This is a genomic window from Streptomyces sp. NPDC053493 (assembly GCF_044544825.1).
Taxonomy (GTDB): domain Bacteria; phylum Actinomycetota; class Actinomycetes; order Streptomycetales; family Streptomycetaceae; genus Streptomyces.
The window spans coordinates 270236-288686 of record NZ_JBITXS010000002.1; the positions used below are offsets into that span (position 1 = coordinate 270236).

18 protein-coding genes are annotated in these 18451 nt (G+C 74.4%); 8 read left to right on the plus strand and 10 right to left on the minus strand.

Annotated elements, in window-relative coordinates:
* Positions 1–53: 53 nt before the first annotated feature.
* Positions 54–1373: a glycosyltransferase gene (locus ACIGO8_RS06900; protein ID WP_399725031.1), complete on the minus strand. Its 1320-nt coding sequence runs from the start codon at positions 1371–1373 to the stop codon at positions 54–56.
* Positions 1374–1534: 161 nt separating this feature from the next.
* Between ACIGO8_RS06900 and ACIGO8_RS06905 the strand changes: the two genes are divergently transcribed.
* Positions 1535–2677: a winged helix DNA-binding domain-containing protein gene (locus ACIGO8_RS06905; RefSeq protein WP_399725034.1), complete on the plus strand. Its 1143-nt coding sequence runs from the start codon at positions 1535–1537 to the stop codon at positions 2675–2677.
* A gap of 183 nt (positions 2678–2860) precedes the next feature.
* Here the strand turns inward: ACIGO8_RS06905 and ACIGO8_RS06910 are convergent, their stop codons facing one another.
* Positions 2861–4063 carry a cytochrome P450 gene (locus ACIGO8_RS06910; protein WP_399725037.1) on the minus strand — a complete coding sequence of 401 codons (1203 nt, stop codon included), beginning with the start codon at positions 4061–4063 and terminating at the stop codon, positions 2861–2863.
* Between the two features lie 203 nt (positions 4064–4266).
* On the opposite strand from ACIGO8_RS06910, the gene ACIGO8_RS06915 reads away from it, so the two are divergent.
* Positions 4267–5523 carry a cytochrome P450 gene (locus ACIGO8_RS06915; protein ID WP_399725039.1) on the plus strand — a complete coding sequence of 419 codons (1257 nt, stop codon included), beginning with the start codon at positions 4267–4269 and terminating at the stop codon, positions 5521–5523.
* Entirely contained in the window at positions 5520–6284 is a 765-nt protein-coding gene (locus ACIGO8_RS06920) for a class I SAM-dependent methyltransferase (protein WP_399725042.1), read from the plus strand. The genes ACIGO8_RS06915 and ACIGO8_RS06920 overlap by 4 nt, the downstream gene beginning before the upstream one ends.
* Before the next feature lie 173 nt (positions 6285–6457).
* On the opposite strand, the gene ACIGO8_RS06925 is transcribed toward ACIGO8_RS06920, so the two are convergent.
* The 4 genes from ACIGO8_RS06925 to ACIGO8_RS06940 all read right to left on the minus strand — a co-directional run bounded on the left by ACIGO8_RS06925 (position 6458) and on the right by ACIGO8_RS06940 (position 10380).
* The gene (locus ACIGO8_RS06925) at positions 6458–7672 is read right to left on the minus strand and encodes an endonuclease/exonuclease/phosphatase family protein (protein ID WP_399725045.1); all 1215 of its coding nucleotides are present in this window, start codon (positions 7670–7672) and stop codon (positions 6458–6460) included.
* A 120-nt stretch (positions 7673–7792) separates the two neighbouring features.
* Positions 7793–8704 carry a glucose-6-phosphate dehydrogenase assembly protein OpcA gene (gene opcA, locus ACIGO8_RS06930; RefSeq protein WP_399725048.1) on the minus strand — a complete coding sequence of 304 codons (912 nt, stop codon included), beginning with the start codon at positions 8702–8704 and terminating at the stop codon, positions 7793–7795.
* A gap of 181 nt (positions 8705–8885) precedes the next feature.
* Positions 8886–9812, minus strand: coding sequence for an NADP-dependent oxidoreductase (locus ACIGO8_RS06935; RefSeq protein ID WP_399725052.1), 927 nt, complete (start codon positions 9810–9812; stop codon positions 8886–8888).
* 4 nt (positions 9813–9816) lie between these two features.
* On the minus strand, positions 9817–10380 hold the full coding sequence (locus ACIGO8_RS06940; RefSeq protein WP_399725055.1) for a DoxX family protein: 564 nt from the start codon (positions 10378–10380) through the stop codon (positions 9817–9819).
* A gap of 191 nt (positions 10381–10571) precedes the next feature.
* Between ACIGO8_RS06940 and ACIGO8_RS06945 the strand changes: the two genes are divergently transcribed.
* The 3 genes from ACIGO8_RS06945 (at position 10572) to ACIGO8_RS06955 (ending at position 12723) form a co-directional block, all read left to right on the plus strand.
* On the plus strand, positions 10572–11189 hold the full coding sequence (locus ACIGO8_RS06945) for an HdeD family acid-resistance protein (RefSeq protein ID WP_399725058.1): 618 nt from the start codon (positions 10572–10574) through the stop codon (positions 11187–11189).
* Positions 11190–11309: 120 nt separating this feature from the next.
* Positions 11310–11732, plus strand: coding sequence for a DUF350 domain-containing protein (locus tag ACIGO8_RS06950; protein WP_399725061.1), 423 nt, complete (start codon positions 11310–11312; stop codon positions 11730–11732).
* A gap of 103 nt (positions 11733–11835) precedes the next feature.
* On the plus strand, positions 11836–12723 hold the full coding sequence (locus tag ACIGO8_RS06955; RefSeq protein ID WP_399726763.1) for a class I SAM-dependent methyltransferase: 888 nt from the start codon (positions 11836–11838) through the stop codon (positions 12721–12723).
* Positions 12724–12786: 63 nt separating this feature from the next.
* Here the strand turns inward: ACIGO8_RS06955 and ACIGO8_RS06960 are convergent, their stop codons facing one another.
* The 3 genes from ACIGO8_RS06960 to ACIGO8_RS06970 form a co-directional block, all read right to left on the minus strand.
* A complete protein-coding gene (locus ACIGO8_RS06960; RefSeq protein ID WP_399725064.1) occupies positions 12787–13263 on the minus strand; it encodes a hypothetical protein in 477 nt (158 codons plus the stop codon).
* Positions 13260–14696, minus strand: coding sequence for a WGR domain-containing protein (locus tag ACIGO8_RS06965; protein WP_399725067.1), 1437 nt, complete (start codon positions 14694–14696; stop codon positions 13260–13262). The genes ACIGO8_RS06960 and ACIGO8_RS06965 overlap by 4 nt, the downstream gene beginning before the upstream one ends.
* A gap of 92 nt (positions 14697–14788) precedes the next feature.
* Complete coding sequence (locus ACIGO8_RS06970; RefSeq protein ID WP_399725070.1) at positions 14789–16015, minus strand: ROK family protein; 1227 nt, start codon at positions 16013–16015, stop codon at positions 14789–14791.
* A gap of 89 nt (positions 16016–16104) precedes the next feature.
* Between ACIGO8_RS06970 and ACIGO8_RS06975 the strand changes: the two genes are divergently transcribed.
* Together ACIGO8_RS06975 and ACIGO8_RS06980 are read left to right on the plus strand one after the other, a co-directional pair.
* A complete protein-coding gene (locus ACIGO8_RS06975; protein WP_399725073.1) occupies positions 16105–16659 on the plus strand; it encodes a winged helix-turn-helix transcriptional regulator in 555 nt (184 codons plus the stop codon).
* A complete protein-coding gene (locus ACIGO8_RS06980) occupies positions 16656–17591 on the plus strand; it encodes a ketopantoate reductase family protein (protein ID WP_399725076.1) in 936 nt (311 codons plus the stop codon). Before ACIGO8_RS06975 ends, ACIGO8_RS06980 begins: the two co-directional genes overlap by 4 nt.
* Before the next feature lie 6 nt (positions 17592–17597).
* On the opposite strand, the gene ACIGO8_RS06985 is transcribed toward ACIGO8_RS06980, so the two are convergent.
* Entirely contained in the window at positions 17598–18392 is a 795-nt protein-coding gene (locus ACIGO8_RS06985) for a maleylpyruvate isomerase family mycothiol-dependent enzyme (RefSeq protein ID WP_399725079.1), read from the minus strand.
* Positions 18393–18451: the final 59 nt, after the last annotated feature.

Sequence of the window (18451 nt, forward strand, 5' to 3'; positions counted from 1 at the left end):
GCCCGGCGGAGGCCCCGCCCGGCGGCGGCGGATCAGCCGCCGCCGCGCCCGTCTCAGCCGGCGTCGGTCCGCCTCACCAGTTCGTCGATCAGGGCCAGGGCGTCGTGCGCCGCGTACTCCTTGGCGAGTTCACCGGCGCGCTCGCGGAAGGAGGGCGTGGTGAGCACGGTGTCCACGACCGTCCGCAGGGCCTCGTCGGAGGGCGCGGCGGTGCGGAGGTTGATGCCGGAGCCGGTCCACTCGACGCGGGCGGCGACCTCCGGCTTGTCCTCGGAGTCGCCCGCGACGACGAGCGGGACGCCGTGCGCGAGGGCGGCCTGGGTGCCGCCGTAGCCGCCGTTGGTGACGAGGAGGTCGGCGAGCGGCAGCAGGTCGGCGAAGGGCACGAAGCCGGCGACGACGGCGTTGCCGGGCACCTCGGGCAGCGCGGCGGCGAACCGCTCGGCGGCGTCGGCGCGGCCGGTGGCGGCCACGACGAGGAGGTCGTCGCGGTCGGCGAGGGCGCGGACGGTGGGGACGACGAGCCGGTTCAGGTCGGTGTTGGCGAGGGTGCCCTGGGTCGTCACGACGATCCGCCGTCCCTCGGCGCGGGCGCTCAGCAGGGTGGGCCACCAGGCGGGCGGCTCCTGCCCGGCCGCGGCCGGGATCGGTATCGCCCCGATGTAGCGGACGCCGGCGGGCAGGTCGCTGCGCGGGTACTCGAAGCCGGGGACGGTCAGCTGCAGGAAGTGGTCGGCGCTGTCGGTCAGCGTGCGGCCGAGCGGTCCGTCGGGCAGGGTGACGCCGGCCGCGTCGAAGCAGCCGCGCAGGTGGGTGACGAGCGGGGCCCGCAGGTCCGCCATTCGCGCGGCGATCGCCGCGTACTGCTCGCGCTGGGCGTCGTCGGTGGGCGGCAGCAGGCCGAGGATGTGCGGCGCGGTGTCCCGGCTCTCCACGCCGAGCGGCGAGATGCCGACGCTGTACGTGGCGGGCCGGGTGCCGGGAGCGCCGCTCAGGGACAGGGCGACACCGCCGAAGAAGAGGTTGTCGTAGAGCACGGCGGTGGCGGGGAAGCCGGCCAGCACGTCCTTCAGCGCCCGGTGCTGCGCGGACGTCGGGTCGCCGAAGACGTGCATGACGTCCCACATGGTCTGCTCGGGTCCGGCCGGCACCCGGTCCCGCTCCGGGAACCGCGCCGAGAAGTCCCGGTCGTCGTAGTCCGCCTCCGCGGGCAGCGCCCTGAACTCCGGCCCCGCCGCCCGCACCTGCTCGGCGAACCGCGCCCCGCCGAGGAACACCACCTCGTGCCCGAGCCGCGACAGATGGCTCGCGATCTGCAGCAGCGGCCCGTGGTGCCCGGAGACGGGCGTGGCGGCGACGAGAATCCTGGACATGACGAAGTCCCCCTAGGGTCACGGTCATTGCGCCCGTCGGTCCCGACGCGCGCATCGCCCCAAGGCTACGACCTGGGACAACGCTCAACAGCACCATGCGGGCGCCTGGGCGAGCCGCCGCCTCTCCCCCGCCCGCCGGCGACCGCCGGCGGGCCGGGAGAATGGGGCAGGTGAAGATCACCGAGCGGGAACTCAACCGGGCCACCCTGGGCCGCCAGCTGCTGCTCGAGCGGGCGCCGGTCGGCGTCGCCGAGGGTGTGCGGCGGGTCGTCGCCGTGCAGGCGCAGCACGGCGGTTCGGCGTATCTGGCGCTGTGGAACCGGCTCGTCGGGTTCGACCCGGCCGAGGCGGACGGCGTCTTCGCCCGGCGTGAGGTGGTGAAGGCGACGCTGATGCGGATCACGCTGCACGCCGTGCACGCGGAGGACTACCGGGTGTTCCGGGAGGCGATGCAGCCGACGCTGTACGCCGCGCGGCTCGGGTCGCGGACCGGGCTTCCGCCCGCCGAGGTGCGGGAGTTGGTGCCGGGACTGCTGGAGTTCGCCGCGGAGCCGCGGAGCGGTGCCGAGATCAGGCGGTGGCTGGAGGAGCGGGTCGGGGAGGCGGCGCGGGAAGGCGCCTGGTGGGGGCTGCGCGGGTACGCGCCGCTGCACCACCATCCGACCGGCGGGCCCTGGTCGTTCGGCGAGCGGCCCTCGTACGTGGCGGCCGGCGGCGGCCCGGTGGCGGGCGGCAAGGAGGGCGTGCCCGGGGCGCTGGAGCGGCTCGTGCTGCGCTGTCTTGCGGCATTCGGGCCGGCGTCGGTCGCGGATGTGGCGCAGTTCGCGATGGTGCGGCGGGCGCCGGTGCGCCGGGTGCTGCGTGAGCTGGCGGACGGCGCGGTCGAGCGGCTCGAAGGGCCGGGCGGCGTCGAGCTGTTCGACGTGCCCGGAGCCGTACGGCCGGACGGCGACGCGCCGGCGCCGCCGCGGCTCCTCGGCATGTGGGACAGCGTGCTGCTCGCGTACGCGGACCGCAGCCGGGTGATACCGGCGGAGTACCGCCGGGTGGTGATCCGGGCCAACGGCGACGTGCTGCCGACGCTGCTGGTCGACGGCCGGGTGGCGGGCGTGTGGCGGCCGGTCGAGGGCGGGATCGAGGCGGCGGCCTTCCACGAGCTGCCGGCGGCGGTGTGGGAGGCGCTCGCCGAGGAGGCGCGGTCGCTGCACGCGCTGCTGGCCGCGCGCGATCCGTGGCTCTACCGGCGTTACGCGCACTGGTGGGCCAAGCTGCCGGCCGGGCGGGCGCGTCTGCTGCCGGGATAGCCCGGGACAGCCGACGGCCCCCGCGCGCGAGGTCGCGCGCGGGGGCCGTGGGTCATGGCGCGCCGGCCGCCGCTCGGGCGGGTGGCGCTGCCCTCAGTTTCAGTGCCAGTACTTCATGTCCGTACCTCCTCCCCCGAACGAAGGGCGGGCATCACTCGGCTCGGTGGGCTCAGTGCCAGTACTTCATGGCCGGTCCTCCTCCCCCGTGGCAGGGCGCAGCGTCACCTCGAAGCGGTCCAGGCCGCGGAGGGTGAGGTTGCGCCGGTGGTGTGGTTCCGCGACCGCCCGTGCGCCGGGATGGTCCGTGGCGAGGGTCCCGAGGACCGATCCGGCGAGCCGGATCGCCATGGACGCGCCCAGGCAGGCGTGGGCCCCGCGGCCGAACCCGAGGTGCGGGTTCGGGGCGCGGTCGAGTCGCAGCTCGGTGGGGCGGGCGAAGCGCAGCGGGTCGTGGTTGGCCGCGCCGAGGAGGAGCGTCACGGGGTCGCCCGCCTTGAGGGTGACGCCCGCGAGTTCGGTGTCGGTGACGCAGACCCGGGCGTCGGCCTGGACGGGTGCGTCGTAGCGGACGAGTTCGTCGACGGCGGTGGCCGGGCCGGCGGCGCGGAAGTCCTCGAGGGCGCCGGGTGTGGTGAGCAGCGCGGCGGCGGCGTTGCCGAGGAGGCGGGAGGCCGATTCGTAGCCGGCGTGCAGGACGGCGCGCAGGCTGTTGCGCAGGACGGCCGGGTCGACGCCGCTGTCGTCGGCGTGGGCGGCGACGTAGCCGATGAGGCCGTGCTCGGGCGGGTCGGCGAGCCAGCCGCCGGCGTAGGCGGCGAGTTCGGCGCGGGCGGCGACGGCCGGCTCGTGCTTCTCGGGCCACAGTCCCGCGTCCATGCCGTCGACGACGGTACGGGACATGGGGACGAACCAGTCGAGGTCGGGGGCCGGGACGCCGAGGAACGCGGTGACGAAGCGCAGCGCGAGCGGTTCGGCGAGCTCGCCGACGAGGTCGAAGGAGGGCCGCCCGGCGAGTTCGGCGAGGAGTTCCTTGACCTGGTGGTCGAGGCGCTCGTGCAGGGCGTGCCGGTCCTGGGCGCGGAAGCCGTCGAGCAGCAGGTGCCGGATGGCGGTGTGCTCGGGCGGGTCGAGGGTCTGGACGCTGAGCAGCGGGGCCGGGATGTCCTCGCCGGCGCGGCGCCAGTCGGAGGCGAAGCGAGCGCTGTCGGTGAGGACGGCGAGGCAGTCGGCGTGCCGGGTGAGGACCCAGGAGCCGAGCGGTTCGTGCCAGAAGACAGGGGTGGTTTCACGCAACGTGGCATATGCCGGATACGGGTCGCGGAGGACGTCCGGGCGGGCCAGTCCTCGTATCGGATCGGTCGTCGCCGTCTGGTCGACCTGTGCCACGAAACGCCTCCCCCTGCGCAGTATGGCCTGGTTGAGGCCGTAAATGCTTCGGTCGAGCTGTGCGGAACAAACGTTTCGCCGGTGGGCTGCGTCGCTCCGCGGGCAATTCTCCGGGTGGAACGCCGGTGACGCTACCACGCAACTTTCGTGGCTGGTATGACTACCTGCCACAGATCTTTCCCACCGTTCACGGGGAGTAGCGGATGTCGGAGCAAGGCCAGACCATCGTCCATGACGTGCCGCTCAACGTCGCCCAACAGCCCGATCCCTACCCGCTGTTCGAGCGGATCCGGGAACACGGAGTGGTGCAGCGGGTTCGGCTGAATCCGACCCTTGAAGTGTGGATGGTGACGGGTTACGACGAGGCCGTGGCCGCGCTCACCGACCCGCGGCTCAGCAGCAGCCCGGCCGGAGTCAACGGCCTCGCCGAGGAGATGGCCCACCAGGAGCGCACCAACGTCCTGATGGCCAGCATGCTGGTGGCCGACGGCTCAGACCACACGCGGCTGCGCAACCTGGTGTCCAAGGCGTTCACGGCGCGCCGCGTCGAGGCGCTCGCCCCGCGCATACAGGCGCACACCGACGCCTTCGTCGACCGCTTCGCGGGCCGCGGAACGGCCGATCTGGTGGCCGAGTTCGCGCTGCCGCTGCCGATGGCCGTGCTCAGCGAGCTCATCGGCATCCCGGCCGAGGGCCAGCCGGACTTCGCCAAGCTGGCGGTCGGCCTGATCATGCCGCCCAACACGCCGGAGCGACTGGCGAAGGGCGCGAAGGCGCGGGCCGAACTCACCGAGTTCTACGAGCCGTTGATCGCGCTGCGGAAGAAGGAGCCGCGCGACGACCTGCTGAGCGCGCTGTGCGCGGCGCAGGCCGAGGAGCGGATCAGCGACCGCGAACTCACCGCGATGGCGATCCTGTTGACGCTCGCCGGGCACGAGACCACGGCGAGCCTGATCGCCAACGGCGTGCACGCGCTACTGCGCCAGCCGGAGCAGTTCGCGATCCTGCGCGACGACCCGTCGCTGCTGCCGGGCGCGATCGAGGAACTGCTGCGGTACGAGGGCCCGGTGAGCCGCGGGGTGGCCCGCTTCACCGTGGACGACTACGAGATCGGCGGCGTCACCATCCCGGCCGGCGAGATGATCATCATCGGTCTGGCGGCCGCCAACCGCGACCCGGGCCGTTTCGACCGGCCCGACATCCTCGACGTGACGCGTCGCGAGATGCCGCAACAGCTGGCTTTCGGCCATGGCATGCACTTCTGCCTGGGCGCGCCGCTGGCCCGCGCGGAGGCCCGGATCGCGTTCGGCACGCTGCTGCGGCGTTTCCCTGACCTTCGGCTGACGGACCCGGAGGAGGACCTGACGCGGCGCGAGGGCATCCTGCGCGGGATGGCGACGCTGCCGGTCAGCTTCACTCCGTCGCCGGCGCCGGCGTCCGCCGAGGACGGCCGGGCATGAGCCGTACCGCCGCGTTCGACGCGATCGCGCCGACGTACGACGCCTCGCGGGGCGGGACGGCCCGGGCGGCCGTCTTCGCCGCGCAGCTGGCGCCGCTGCTCGACCCGGCCGAGCCGGTGCTCGACATCGGCGTGGGCACCGGGATCGTGGCGGCCGAACTGACCGCGCGCGGGCACCGGGTGTGCGGTGTCGACCTGTCTCCCGGCATGCTGGCCAAGGCACGGGAGCGGCTCGGCGCGCGGGTGGCGGTCGGCGACGCGGGACGGCTGCCGGTCCGTACGGGCTCGGTGGCGCAGGCCGTGTCGACCTGGCTGCTGCACGCGGGCCCCGACCCGCGGGCGGTGTTCGGCGAAGTGGCGCGGGTGCTGCGGCCCGGAGGCCGGTATCTGGTCATCCCGGCCCGGGGCATGCGCCCGACGGACGACATCGGTCGGATCGTCGGCGCCCTGGAGGACCGGCTCGACCCGGACGGCGCCCGCCAGGACGGCCCCGAACTCCTCGCTCCGCTCGCCGCCGCCCACGGTCTCGACTACGAGGGCACGGCGAGCGAACGCCCCACGACCTTCCGGGTCTCCCCGGCCTCGATGGCCGACTCGATCGAGGGCGGCCGCCTCTTCACCGGCGCCTGGCAGGTCCGCGACGAGGACCTGCCGCTCGTCGCCGAGGCCTGCGACCGGCTGCGGGCGCTGCCGGACCCCGAGGTGCCGCGGGTGCGCCGGATGGCGGACTTCGTGATGGTCTTCCACCGCCGTCCCGCCTGACGCCCGCGGCCCGGGCCGGCGCCCGGGCCGGCACCCGCCGGCCGGGCCCGGATCCGCTTCACGACTTCCTGCCGGACGGACTCGCCTCGCGTTCGGGCGTGGGCCGGCCCGTGCCGCACACGTCGTGCGGTACGGGCCGCCGGCCGGGTCGCGGGTCGCCCCTTATCGGTGGGTCAGGAGACGGTGACCGTCGCCCAACCGCGGTAGAAGGCGTGGTCCGACAGCTTCAGGTAGTCGCCCTTGGAGTCCCTGGCGGCCTCTTCCGGCTTGTACTTGACGCCCGTGCGCGCGGCATCGCCGAAGTACATGGCGTAGACGCCGGCGCTGAGCGTCGCGCGTCCGGTGGCCTCGGAGAAGAAGAGGTAGTCGATCTTGCTGTTGCGCGGCTCCGTCGGGGACACGTCGACGACCGTGGACTGGCCGCTGCGGCAGGTCTCGTCGGCGGGAGCGACGCAGTCCGGGTCCGTCTGAGTCCAGATGACGGGTTCGGGGCCGGTGCCGTCGGGGTCGCGGTCGTCGGTGGTGTCGGCTTCGTAGAACCGGCCGATGCCGCCGCCCGGCGCGGCGCCGGGGCGGTAGAAGCTGTCCAGGACCGGGACCTTGTGCGGCTGCGGGACCGCGTTGAAGTCCCCGCCCACCACGACGACCTTGCCGGCGTCGATGTCCGCGTCGAGTTCGGAGGCGAGACGCGCCGCCTGCGCGGAACGCGCCCGGTCGCCGACGCCCTTGGCGTCGTAGTAGGCGTACAGGTGCACGCTGCAGCCCTTCACCTTCCCCGGGACGCCGACGAGGGTCACGTCGTGGCACAGGGCGTTGAACGTCCGCGGCAGAGGGAGCGGCTTGCCGTTGTTGTCGAGCTGGTGGTTCTCGCCGCCGAGGGAGATCTCCTTCTTGAGGCCCAACGTCCCACGGGCACCCAGGACCTGGCCGATCCAGCAGCGGTTGTCGTCGTTGTTCGGGTCGCTGTCCATGTTCACCGAACAGTCGGACGCACCACAGGACGGGTAGTTGGTGAGCATGGGCGTGAAACTGAACTCGTAGGTGTCCTTGTACCTGCTCTGGAACCACTCGAACTGCGAGTAGCACACCTCCTGCAGCATGATCAGGTGTGCCGGCGGCTGGAACCTCGCGATCTCACTCTCGATGTGGGGCAGCAGATCGGTACCGCCCCCGTTGCAGTTGCCACCGCACATGTTGAAGGTGACCGCCCGGAGCTGGACCTGGGTTCCGGGCCCCGCGTCCCACACCTCCGCGCCCACCGCCGTGCGCTTCGTGTCCGTCACCGCCCGGTCCGCCCGAAGCAGGTCCGCCCCGCTCTGGGCCAGGCCCACCATCAGGACGACGGAGAGGGCAACCACGAAGGCCGCCAGGTATCCGCGTAGTCTCATCGCTTCCCCTTCGAGGAGATCGGCAAAGGCGATGATCGTAACGCCGCGTGAACATGCCATGTCCGGTCCGGCATCAGGGGCGGCCACTCTGCGCAGCCGGCACGGGTGGCGGAGCGGCGGCTAGCGGGTGTGGCGGAGGGCCGCCTCGTAGGCCTCGTCGGGGTCCAGGCGGCGGAGTTCCTCGGCGATGAGTTCGGCCGTGGTGCGGACCTTGAGGGCCATGACGCGGCTGGGCTGGCCCGGGATGGCCAGGTGGGCGACGGGGCCCTCGGGGCGGTCGATGCGGATCTCGCCGTCCGGCGTGCCCATGCGGACGGCCGTGACGACCGGGCCGTCGGTGACGACCCGTTCGACCGGGACGTCGAGGCGCTCCTCGAACCAGCGGGCGAGGAGCTCCGCGCTCGGGTTCTCCGCCTCGCTCTCGACGGCGGCCGAGGTCACCGTCGCGCGGGCCTGGTCGAGGGCCGCGGCGAGGAGGGAGCGCCAGGGCGTCAGGCGGGTCCAGGCGAGGTCGGTGTCGCCGGGGGCGTAGGCCGCGGCGCGGGCCGCGAGCGCGCCGAGCGGGTCCTCGACGGCGTACGCGTCGGTGATGCGGCGCTGGGCGAGGGAGCCGAGCGGGTCCTTGGAGGGCACCTCGGGCGCGTCGACGGGCCACCACACGACGACGGGCGCGTCCGGCAGGAGCAGCGGCAGGACGACGGAGTCGGCGCGGCGGGCCACTTCGCCGTGCAGGCGGAGCAGCACCGTCTCGCCCGCGCCCGCGTCGGTGCCGACGCGCACCTCGGCGTCGAGGCGCGGCTCGTTGCGGGCGCGCGGGGAGCGGGCGTGGCGCTTGATGACGACGAGGGTGCGGGACGGGTGCTCGCGGGAGGCCTCGTTGGCGGCCTTCACGGAGTCGTAGGCGTTCTCCTCGTCGGTGACGATGACGAGGGTGAGGACCATGCCGACGGCGGGCGTGCCGACGGCCCTGCGGGCCTCCAGGATCGCCTTGTTGATCTTGCTGGAGTTGGTGTCCGTGAGGTCGATCTTCATGGCCGGCACCCGTTCCTTCCGTCGCGTGCGTCGCGCATGTCGCGGCTCTCCCCTGCTCTCCCCGTAGCGCCGGAGCGGCTGCGGATCATCCCGTACGCAACCCTACTCGGCCGTACGGGAGTCGGGAGCCCGGAGCCGGTCGCCGGGAGTCAAGGCCCGGGAGTCAGGGCCCGGGAGTGAGTCAGTCGCCGACCGAGAGGACCAGCTTGCCGCGCGTGTGGCCCTCGCTGTTGAGGCGCCAGGCCTCGGCGGCCTCGCGCAGCGGCAGGACCTTCTCCACGAAGACGGAGAGCCTGCCCTCGTCGGCCAGCGCGGCCAGCGTCGACAGGCCGGCGCCGTCGGGCCGTACCCACACGTAGTGGCCGCCGAGGGCCGCCGCCCGGTGGTCGGTGACGGACGCCAGCCGTTCCGGCGAGCGCAGCAACTCGACCGACACGTCGAGGGCCTCGCCGCCGATGTAGTCGAGCGCGGCGTCGACGCCGTCCGGCGCGAGCTGCCGTACGCGGTCGGCGAGACCCGGCCCGTACGCGACGGGTTCGGCGCCCAGCTCGCGCAGGAAGTCGTGGTTGGCCGGGCTCGCGGTGCCGATGACCCGGGCGCCGCGGGCGACCAGCAGCTGGGTCGCGAGCGAGCCCACTCCGCCGGCGGCCGCGTGGACGAGCACGGTGTCGCCCTCGCCGGCGCCGACCCGGTCGGCGGACTGCAGCGCGGTGAGTCCGGCGAGCGGGAGGCCGGCGGCCTGTTCCCAGCTCAGCGCCCGCGGCTTGCGGGCGAGCATGCGGACGGCCACGGCCACCTGCTCCGCGTAGCCGCCGTGCTCGGCGCTGTCCTTGCGGATGTAGCCGAACACCTCGTCGCCCGGCGCGAACTCGGTGGAGTCGAGGCCGTTGCGCTCGACGACGCCGGCGACGTCCCAGCCGGGGATCAGCGGGAAGTGACTGACCATGATCGGGTCGAGCCCGCCGGCGGCCATCTTCCAGTCGACCGGGTTGACGCCCGCGGCCCTGACCCGCACGAGCACCTCGCCGGGCGCGACCTTGGGCTCGGGCAGCTCCATGAGGGCGAGCCGCTCGGGGCCTCCGTACTCCGGCACGGCCATCGCCTTCACGGCGTCATCCCTCCGTCTCGCGGGCGTGGATGTGCTCGGGCTCCGGTTCGTCGGGCTCGGGCTGCGCGACGGCCTGGGCCCGGCGCCCGACGACGGCCGCGGCGGCCAGCGCCGTCCCGAAGAAGGCGGCGGCGACCACCCAGGGCTGGTCCACCACGTGTCCGGTGGCGTGGTCGAGGGAGTAGCGGCCGGCGCCGGTGACGCCGATGGCGGCGGCGGTGAAGCCGAGGAAGGCCGGGTACTCGTAGCCGCCGCTCATCGCGAAGAAGCCGGCGGGCGCGTGCACGGCGACCGCGCCGGCCATGGCGCCCGCGGCGGCGGCGCCGGCGGCCGGGGTGGCGAGACCGAGGGCGAGCAGCGCGCCGCCGCCCGCCTCGCCGAGCCCGGCGGCGACGGCGCTCGGCCGGCCCGGCGTGAAGCCCATGGCCTCCATCGCCTGGGTGGTGCCCTCGATGCCGCCGCCGCCGAACCAGCCGAACAGCTTCTGGGCACCGTGCGCGGCGAGCACGGCGCCGGTGCCGACGCGCAGGACGAGCAGGCCGAGGTCACGGCGGTTGAGAGCGGTCATGGGCTTCTCCCGGTCGGGACGCGGGCGCGGCGGATGCGCGCGCCCTCCACGTTCCTCTCCACTGTGCGCCGCCCCGCCCGTTCACCTCGTGCGTTACTCGTCCATCCAGGTCATGTTTTGCGGCTTTCGTCCGCTGTTGCTTAAGTGAGAGCGCCGGTGACGGGCGCCGGCCGGAGAGAGCGGGAGAAGTCATGGCTCAGACGCACGCGAGCCCGCAGCACGAGGGGCCGGGGCGGACGGACCTGCCGCCGGGGCCGCTCGGGATGCTGGCGGGCTGGGCCTGGAAGGCCCTGCTGGTGGCCGGGATCGTCGCCATGATCCTGGGCGTCCTCGTACTGGTGTGGCCGGGTCAGTCGCTGCTGGTCGCCGGTGTCCTGTTCGGCCTCTATCTGCTCGTCAGCGGCATCCTCCACCTGGTCGCGGCGTTCGGTACGCACGGGCAGACGGCGCTGCGGGTGATGGCCTTCATCAGCGGCGCCCTGTCGATCCTGCTGGGTCTGTTCTGCTTCAAGGACACCCTGCGGTCGGCCGTGCTGCTCGCGTTGTGGATCGGCATCGGCTGGCTGTTCCACGGCATCACGCAGACCGTGGCCGCGGCCTCCGATCCGCTGATGCCGGCCCGTGGCTGGCAGATCTTCCTGGGCGTCGTCAGCGCGCTCGCCGGCGTCGTGCTCATCGTCTCGCCGCTGGAGTCGGCGGCGGTGCTCACCCTGCTCGGCGGGATCTGGCTGGTGGCCGTCGGCGTGGCCGAGATCGTGACCGCCGTGCAGGTGCGCTCGCGTGCCAAGGACCTTCCGCCGGGCGCCTGAAGCCGCCCTGCGCGAGGCCCCGCGGGGCCGCCCGGCCCCGGCCGCGCGGCCCTGCGCTACATTTTGCCGGTCCTTGACCACGATCGTTCGCGATCACTTCACTCCGGAGCCGGCACCTTCATGAGCGACATCGTCAACGGCCTGGGCCGGACCGCAGCGTACGGCGCCCTCGGCGTCGTCCTGCTGATCCTCGGCATCGTCCTGGTCGACCTCCTGACTCCCGGCAAGCTGGGCCGGCAGATCTGGGAGGACCGCAACCGCAACGCGGCGGTCCTGCTGAGCTCCGCGCTGCTCGGCATAGGCGGCATCGTCTTCACCTCGATCTGGACGACGTACGAGGACTTCGCCAAGGGCCTCGTCTCCACGGCCGCGTTCGGGCTGCTCGGGCTGGCGATGATGGCGGTGGCGTTCTGGGTGGTGGACCTCGTCACGCCGGGCAAGCTGGGCAGGACGCTGGTGGACCCGGAGCCGCACCCGGCGGTGTGGGTGACGGCGTCCTGCAACCTCGCGGTGGCCGCCGTCATGTCCGCGTCGATCGCCTGACGCCGGCTCAGGACGATCACCGCAATATCGGAGAAGCGCGGAGCCCGTCCGGCTTCCTAGCGTGGGACACGTGAACAACGGTCCCACGACGGAAGAGAGCACCATGGACGCCCACCAGGCCCACGACGCGCACGAGGCGGACGCGCCGCACGAGGCGGACAGCACGGCCCTGCGGGTCGCCCTGTGGCGGGCCCTGCACCTGCGGGCCGACGCGCCGCCGCACGTCCTGGAGGACGACACCGGCCTGCGCCTGGCCGCGCCGGACGCCGGCTGGACCGCGCGGCCGGACATGGACCCGCGCGCCACCGGCCGTATGCGGGCGTCCATCGTGGCCCGCGCCCGTTTCGTGGAGGACCTGGTCGAGGAGCGGGCCCGGGAGGGAGTCACGCAGTACGTCGTGCTGGGCGCCGGCCTGGACACCTTCGCCCAGCGCCGGCCGGACGTCGCCGACGGGCTGCGGGTGTTCGAGGTCGACCGGCCCGGGCCGCAGGCCTGGAAGCGCCGCCGGCTGACCGAACTCGGCCTCGACGTCGGCGAGGACCGGCTCCGCTTCGTCCCGGTCGACTTCGAGGCGGGCGACTCCTGGTGGGAGCACCTGGTGAAGGCCGGCTTCGATCCGGCCCGGCCGGCCGTCGTCGCCTCCGCCGGTGTCTCCCTCTACCTCACGCGGGAGGCCAACGCGGCCACCCTGCGCCAGATCGCCGCGCTGGCGCCCGGCTCCACGCTCGCGATGACCTTCATGCGGCCGCTCGACCAGGTGGCCCCGGAGGAGCAGCCCGGGATGCGGGCCACCCTGGACGCGGCGCGGGCCGCCGGGACGCCGTTCGTCTCCTTCTTCTCTCCGGCCGAGTTGGTGTCGCTGGCCGTCGAGGCCGGCTTCCGCGAGGCCCGGCACGTCTCCTCCGACGCTCTCGCCGACCGCTACTTCGCCGGCCGCCCGGACGGCCTACGGCCCTCCACTGCCGAGGAGGTCCTGGTCGCCACGACCTGAGGCGCCGCCACGGCCTGAGGGCCGCCACGACCTGCGGCGGCGAGGACATCTCCGCTCATCCGGTCATCCGGCCGGACCGGCCGGTTCGACCTCCAGGCGGCGACGGCCGCGGGGGCCGCGGTAGAGGAGGGCCTCCCAGCCGAGGCGGGTGAGGGCGGCGGCGCAGGCGGTCAGGGCCGCGTCGGCCTCGTGGGAGGCGCCCGAGCCGGGCGGCCCGAGCCATTCGACGACGGCGGTGCCGGGGCGCTCGCCCGCCGTGACGCGATAGCCGGTGGCGACCCGGTCGCCGGTGGCGGCGTCGACCGCGGACGGCGGCCGCTTGGCGGCCTCCAGGGCCAGGGCCACCGCCCGTACCGGCTGCCGGCGTTCCCATTCGGCGGGCAGGGCGGCCGGATCGCTGCCCTGCCGGTTGGTCATACGCCGGATCTGGAGCAATCCTTCGAAGGCGGCCCGCACCTCCCGCGAGCGCTGTTCGGCCGCGCTCCCGCCGGGCGGCGGCGGCCCGTCGCCGGTGGCCGCGGCGAAGGCCCCGTCGCTCACAGCAGCCTCCGGATGTCGCCGCGGACGCGGTAGAAGCCGCCGGACGCGGCGTGCAGGGAGTCGACGACGTAGCGGGCGCCGGGCTCGCGGATGGCGCGCGGGAACTGCACGTTCCATCCGCGCTCGTAGCCCTCGGTCACCACGTGGACGCGGGTCCTGCCGCCTTCCTGGACGCATTCGACGACGATCGAGCCGGCCGGGGCGGCGCGGACCGCGTCGACGGCGGCGACCGTGGTCGCGGGAGCGTACGCGGGCAGCGCGGCGGCGAGTTTGATGTCCTGGGCGACCGGGACGGTGCCCTGCTGGGCGGCGGTGACGGCCGCCTCGCTCGCGTCGACGCACAGCAGCGAGCCGTCCGTCGTCACCAGATACAGCCGCTCGTCGCGGTACTGCATGGAGAGCGCGGAGCCCGCGCCGGTGCCCAGCTTCCACAGCCGGGTGCCGTCCTCGGCGAAGCAGTAGACCGAGGAGGCGTTGTCGCCGGCGAAGACGAACCGGCCGCCGGGCGAGGTGGCGCAGGAGTACACCACGCCGTCGCAGCGGTAGACCGCCTCCGTCCGGCCGTCCTTCTTGGCGAGGCGCTGCACCTTCCGGCGCCCGGTGCCGGCGTAGACGGCGGTGTCCTCCTGCCAGCCGAAGAGCACGCCGCCCTCGGTGGCGGTGTGCCAGAGCTCGCGGCCGCCGTCCGGGGCATGGGCGGTGACGCCGTGGCTGTCGCCGTAGTAGACGGCGTCGGAGTCGGCGCGGACCATCCAGGCGTGCTCACCGCGGCCGCCGCGGGACCACTGGTGCTCGTCCTCGTGGTCGATGACGGTGAGCCGGCCGGAGCGGTCCGCCACGTTCAGGACGCCCTCGTGGATGTCGAGCCAGAAGATGTCGACGTCGGAGGCGATGTCGTACGCGGCGAACGGCAGCTTCGCGGACAGGTCGTAGACCCGGCCGTCGTCGCAGCCCGCGTAGATCCAGAAGTCGTCCGCGACCAGGCACTTGACGCCGTCGGGCAGGCTGTAGCGGGCCAGGATCTCGCCGGTGTGGGCGAGCGTGAAGACCTCGCCCGCCTGGTTGCCGACCCAGCAGCGCTCGTCGTCGACGTGGATGCCGAAGGCGGCGGAGCCGGTGCGCAGGCGCCACAGGACGGGAGCGGTCGCGCGGGCGGTGGAGGGCGCGGACGCGACGGCCCGACGGCTGACGGCGCGGGGCGCGCGCTGTCCGCGCACGGCCGGCGCGTATCCCTTGCGGACCTTCTCGCCTATCTTCCGGGCCGCCGCCGCCTTGGCCTTCTCGGCCGTCGGGAACGTCGAGGTCTGGGTCTGCCCGGCCGCGCCGATCCGCCCGTAACGGACCGACACCACCGTGCCCTGGACCGTCACTTCGTAGAACTTGTGCGCGCCGCCGCCGTCCTGCGACAGCTCCAGATAGGTCTTCGTCGTCATGTCCGAAACGGTAGGGGCGACCACTGACAACGGCCCGGCGTGGGCGGCGTACGGGTAGCCGCGCGGGGCCGGGGACGGGACCGGGGACGGGGTCAGCCGCCGTACGTGAGCGGGTCGGCCAGGACGTCGCGGAGGACCAGCGCCGCCGCGCCGCGGGCGGCGTCGGCGGTGCTGGAGGCTGCGCGCAGGCGGCCCTTGGCGGGCGCCCAGAGGCCGGAGACGACACGACGGGCCAGTTCGGCGTCGGCCGCCGGGGCGAGCCAGGCCATCAGGCGCGGGTAGATGCCGCCGAGGACGACGGCCTGCGGGTCGAGCAGGTTCACCGCGCCCGCGAGCGCGACGCCGAGCATCCGGCCCGCCTCGTCGAGCGCGGCCAGCGCCCGCGGCTCCCGGTCCCGCGCGCGCCGTACGAGGCCGTCGACGTCGCGGGCCCCGGCGGACCGCAGCAGCGCCGTCTGGCCCGCGTACCGTTCGAGGCAGCCGCTGGACCCGCAGCGACAGCGCGGGCCGTCCGGGACGACGGTGACATGGCCGATCTCGCCGGCGAAGCCGTGGGCGCCGCGCAGGAGTTCGCCGTCGAGGACGATCGCGCCGCCGACGCCGATCTCGCCGGTGACGTGGAGGAAGCTGCGGACACCGCCCTGGTCTCCGAGGTCGCCGAGGTGTCCGAACCACAGCTCGGCGAGGGCGGCGACATTGGCCTCGTTGTCGGAGGCGACGGGCAGCGCGGGAGCGCCGGCCGGGCGGGCGGCGACCAGCGCGCGGGCGAACAGGGCGTCGGCGTCGACCCGGTTCCAGCCGAGGTTGGGTGCCTGGTGCACGGTGCCGCCGGAGACCAGGCCGGGAAGCGCGAGGCGTACGCCGGTGGGCCGCAGGTCCTGCCGCGCCGCCTCCGCGAGGACCTCGGCGGTGACGGCGGCGGCCCGGCGCAGGACCTCGACCGGGGCGAGGGCGCGGTTGTCGAGGGCGAGGGTGCGCCGGACGCGGTCGGCGCCGGTGAGGTCGGCGACGCACACGCTCACGTAGTCGACGTTGAGTTCGACGCCGAGGCCGGCGGGCCCGGTGGGCGCGGGCTTGAGGACGGTGCCGGGGCGTCCGGCCTGGCCGCTGAAGGTCTTGCCCGACTCGACGAGGAGCCCGCGCTCGAGGAGCTGCTCGACCAGCGAGGAGACGGCCGCGCGGGTGAGGCCCACGCGGGCCGCGACCGCCGCGCGGGTCGTCTCGCCGGCCTCGTGCACGGTGCGCAGCACGAGGCTCAGGTTGTGCCGTCGTACGCCCGCCTTGTCGGCCTTGGGCTCCGGGTCCTTGGGGCTGTTCATCGTGCGCAGAGCCTAACCGGCGGGCGGCGGAACGGCGCTCACGCCAACTGATGGTTCAGTCACCGAACTCTTTGGGATAGGGTCTGTGCATGACACTTCCGCGCGACTACGGCGGGCAGACCTGTGCCCTGTCCCGTTCGATGGAGATCGTCGGCGAGCGCTGGACGCTGCTGATCGTGCGGGACGCGTTCTACGGGGTGCGCCGCTTCGGCGAGTTCGCCGCGCACCTCTCGGTGCCCCGCGCCGTCCTGACCGACCGGCTCGCCACGCTCACCGGGGCCGGCGTCCTCGAACGCCGCCCGGACACCGGCCGGCGCGAGGTGTACGTGCTCACCGACAAGGGCCTCGCCCTGTGGCCGGCCGTTCGCGCGCTCAGCGAGTGGGGCGACCTGTTCTATCCCTCCGCGGGCGGTCCGCGGCGCGTCCATCTGCACGCCGCCGACGACGCCCCGGTCGGCGACGACGGCCGCTGCTCCGGCTGCGGCGCCGAGGTGCCCGTCGGCGACCTGGTCGTCGCGCCCGGTCCGGGGCTGGCCCCCGCCGGGCCGGACGCCGATCCGGTGACGGCGGCGCTCGGCCGCCCGCACCGGCTGCTCACCCCGCTCCTTCCCCGTCACTCCCCACGAGAGGTCGTAGAACGATGAGGATCCTGGTCGTCGGCGCCGGTGCCACCGGTGGCTACTTCGGCGCCATGCTCGCCCGCACCGGGCAGGACGTCACCTTCCTCGTACGGCCGGAGCGCGCCGCCGCGCTGCGCCGGCGCGGGCTTCGGGTGGTGGGCCGGGACGAGGTGTGGGAGCTCGACCCGGTGCTGCTCACCGCGGCCGAGCTGGCCGCCGCGCCCGTCCCGTACGACGTCGTGCTGCTCTCGGTGAAGGCGACCGCGCTCGCGCCGGCCATGGCCGACTTCGCCCCGGCGGTCGGCCCGGACACGGCCGTCGTGCCACAGCTCAACGGCCTCGCCCACCTGGAGGTGCTCACCGGGCGCTTCGGGGCGGAGCGGGTGCTCGGCGGGGTGTCGAAGGTGGTGACGACGCTCGACGCGCAGGGCGACATCCTGCGGCTCGCGCCGCTGGCGCAGCTGGCCGTCGGCGAGCTGGACGGCACCGTGTCGGCGCGGGTGGAGGAGATCCGCAAGGTCTTCACCGACGCGGGCATCGACACGCGCGTGCCCGAGGACGTGATCACCGCGATGTGGCACAAGTGGGTCTTCATCACCACCTTCGGCGCGCTCACCGCCCTGATGCGCGGCACGGTCGGCGAGGTCAACGCGGCGCCGGGCGGCACGGAGCTGGCGACGGGCCTGCTCGACGAGGCCTCCGCCGTGGCCGCCGCCGCGGGCCGTCCCGTACCGGAGTCGGAGCGGCGGGCCGCCCTGGACGTGGTGACGGCCACCGGCTCGCCCATGGTGCCCTCGCTCTACCGCGACCTCACGGCCGGCCGTGCCACCGAGGTGGAGCACCTCTTCGGCGACCTGGTCTCCCGCGCCCGCGCCCTGGGCGTGCCGACGCCGCTCCTCGACCTGGCGACCCTGCACCTGCGGGTCCACCAGGCGCGGGTGGAGCAGCCGGCCTAGCCCGGCCTAAGGCGCCACGAAGAGGCGCGGGAAGCGGGGGCCGAGCCAGGGTTTGCGGCCCCAGGCGAGGGCGCGGCCGGTCGCCATGACCGGGGCCGGGTCGATGCGGCCGAGGGCCAGGAGGAGGAAGGCGACCGGTTCGGTCAGGAGGGTGCAGTCGGGGCGGTCCGGCGCGCCGTGGCTGGTCGTGACCGTCCCGTCGGTGACGGTCACGCCGAACTGGGCGCCGCCCCACAGCCGTACGCGGTAGCGCGCGGTGAGTCCGGCGACGGCGGCCGGGTGGGCGACCCGGGGCATCGCGGCGACCATGAACGGCAGGGTCAGCTCGACCCGGGTGCGGTCCAGCATGTGCGGGCGGCCGAGGGCCCGGGCCAGGTCGTAGCCGTGGCCGAGCATGTGGGTGAGCAGGTAGGCGCCGAGGCGGGCCGGGTCGAGCGGGCCCATCGGGGTCTCGACGGTCTCGTCGGGCGCGCGCTCCTCGACGGCGTCGAGGAAGGCCAGGGCCTGGTCGTGGATGAGGTCGGCGAGCGGACCCGCGGCCCGTTCGGGGAAGGCCGCCAGGGCCTCCTCGTTGGCGGCGGCGATGCCCTGTGCGGTGCCGTCGGCGTACGGGCGGTGGTGCCCGGCGGCGAGTTCGGCCATCAGCAGGTTGGCCTGGCCCAGGTGGGCCGCGGTCTCGCCGACGGTCCACGTCAGCCGGGGCACCGGCAGCCCGGTGTCGGGCGCGCGCCGCAGCACGTCGGCGATGTCCCGCGCGGTGCCGCGTATCGCCTCGTCGAGCCCTTCCGGCAGCACACCCATGGCTTCCCCCGCTTCTCGCGCCCCGACGGATCAGGGCGCAAGAGTAGGCGGCGGGCCGG

Excerpts from the sequence above, each read along its gene's own strand:
- ACIGO8_RS06945 (WP_399725058.1), top strand. The coding sequence starts at position 10,572 with ATGGCTCAGACGCACGCGAGCCCGCAGCACGAGGGGCCGGGGCGGACG.
- ACIGO8_RS06920 (WP_399725042.1), top strand. The coding sequence starts at position 5,520 with ATGAGCCGTACCGCCGCGTTCGACGCGATCGCGCCGACGTACGACGCC.
- ACIGO8_RS06915 (WP_399725039.1), top strand. The coding sequence starts at position 4,267 with ATGTCGGAGCAAGGCCAGACCATCGTCCATGACGTGCCGCTCAACGTC.
- ACIGO8_RS06925 (WP_399725045.1), bottom strand. The coding sequence starts at position 7,672 with ATGAGACTACGCGGATACCTGGCGGCCTTCGTGGTTGCCCTCTCCGTC.
- ACIGO8_RS06905 (WP_399725034.1), top strand. The coding sequence starts at position 1,535 with ATGGGGCAGGTGAAGATCACCGAGCGGGAACTCAACCGGGCCACCCTG.
- ACIGO8_RS06950 (WP_399725061.1), top strand. The coding sequence starts at position 11,310 with ATGAGCGACATCGTCAACGGCCTGGGCCGGACCGCAGCGTACGGCGCC.
- ACIGO8_RS06965 (WP_399725067.1), bottom strand. The coding sequence starts at position 14,696 with ATGACGACGAAGACCTATCTGGAGCTGTCGCAGGACGGCGGCGGCGCG.
- ACIGO8_RS06955 (WP_399726763.1), top strand. The coding sequence starts at position 11,836 with ATGGACGCCCACCAGGCCCACGACGCGCACGAGGCGGACGCGCCGCAC.
- ACIGO8_RS06940 (WP_399725055.1), bottom strand. The coding sequence starts at position 10,380 with ATGACCGCTCTCAACCGCCGTGACCTCGGCCTGCTCGTCCTGCGCGTC.
- ACIGO8_RS06900 (WP_399725031.1), bottom strand. The coding sequence starts at position 1,373 with ATGTCCAGGATTCTCGTCGCCGCCACGCCCGTCTCCGGGCACCACGGG.
- ACIGO8_RS06985 (WP_399725079.1), bottom strand. The coding sequence starts at position 18,392 with ATGGGTGTGCTGCCGGAAGGGCTCGACGAGGCGATACGCGGCACCGCG.
- ACIGO8_RS06980 (WP_399725076.1), top strand. The coding sequence starts at position 16,656 with ATGAGGATCCTGGTCGTCGGCGCCGGTGCCACCGGTGGCTACTTCGGC.
- opcA (WP_399725048.1), bottom strand. The coding sequence starts at position 8,704 with ATGAAGATCGACCTCACGGACACCAACTCCAGCAAGATCAACAAGGCG.
- ACIGO8_RS06970 (WP_399725070.1), bottom strand. The coding sequence starts at position 16,015 with ATGAACAGCCCCAAGGACCCGGAGCCCAAGGCCGACAAGGCGGGCGTA.
- ACIGO8_RS06975 (WP_399725073.1), top strand. The coding sequence starts at position 16,105 with ATGACACTTCCGCGCGACTACGGCGGGCAGACCTGTGCCCTGTCCCGT.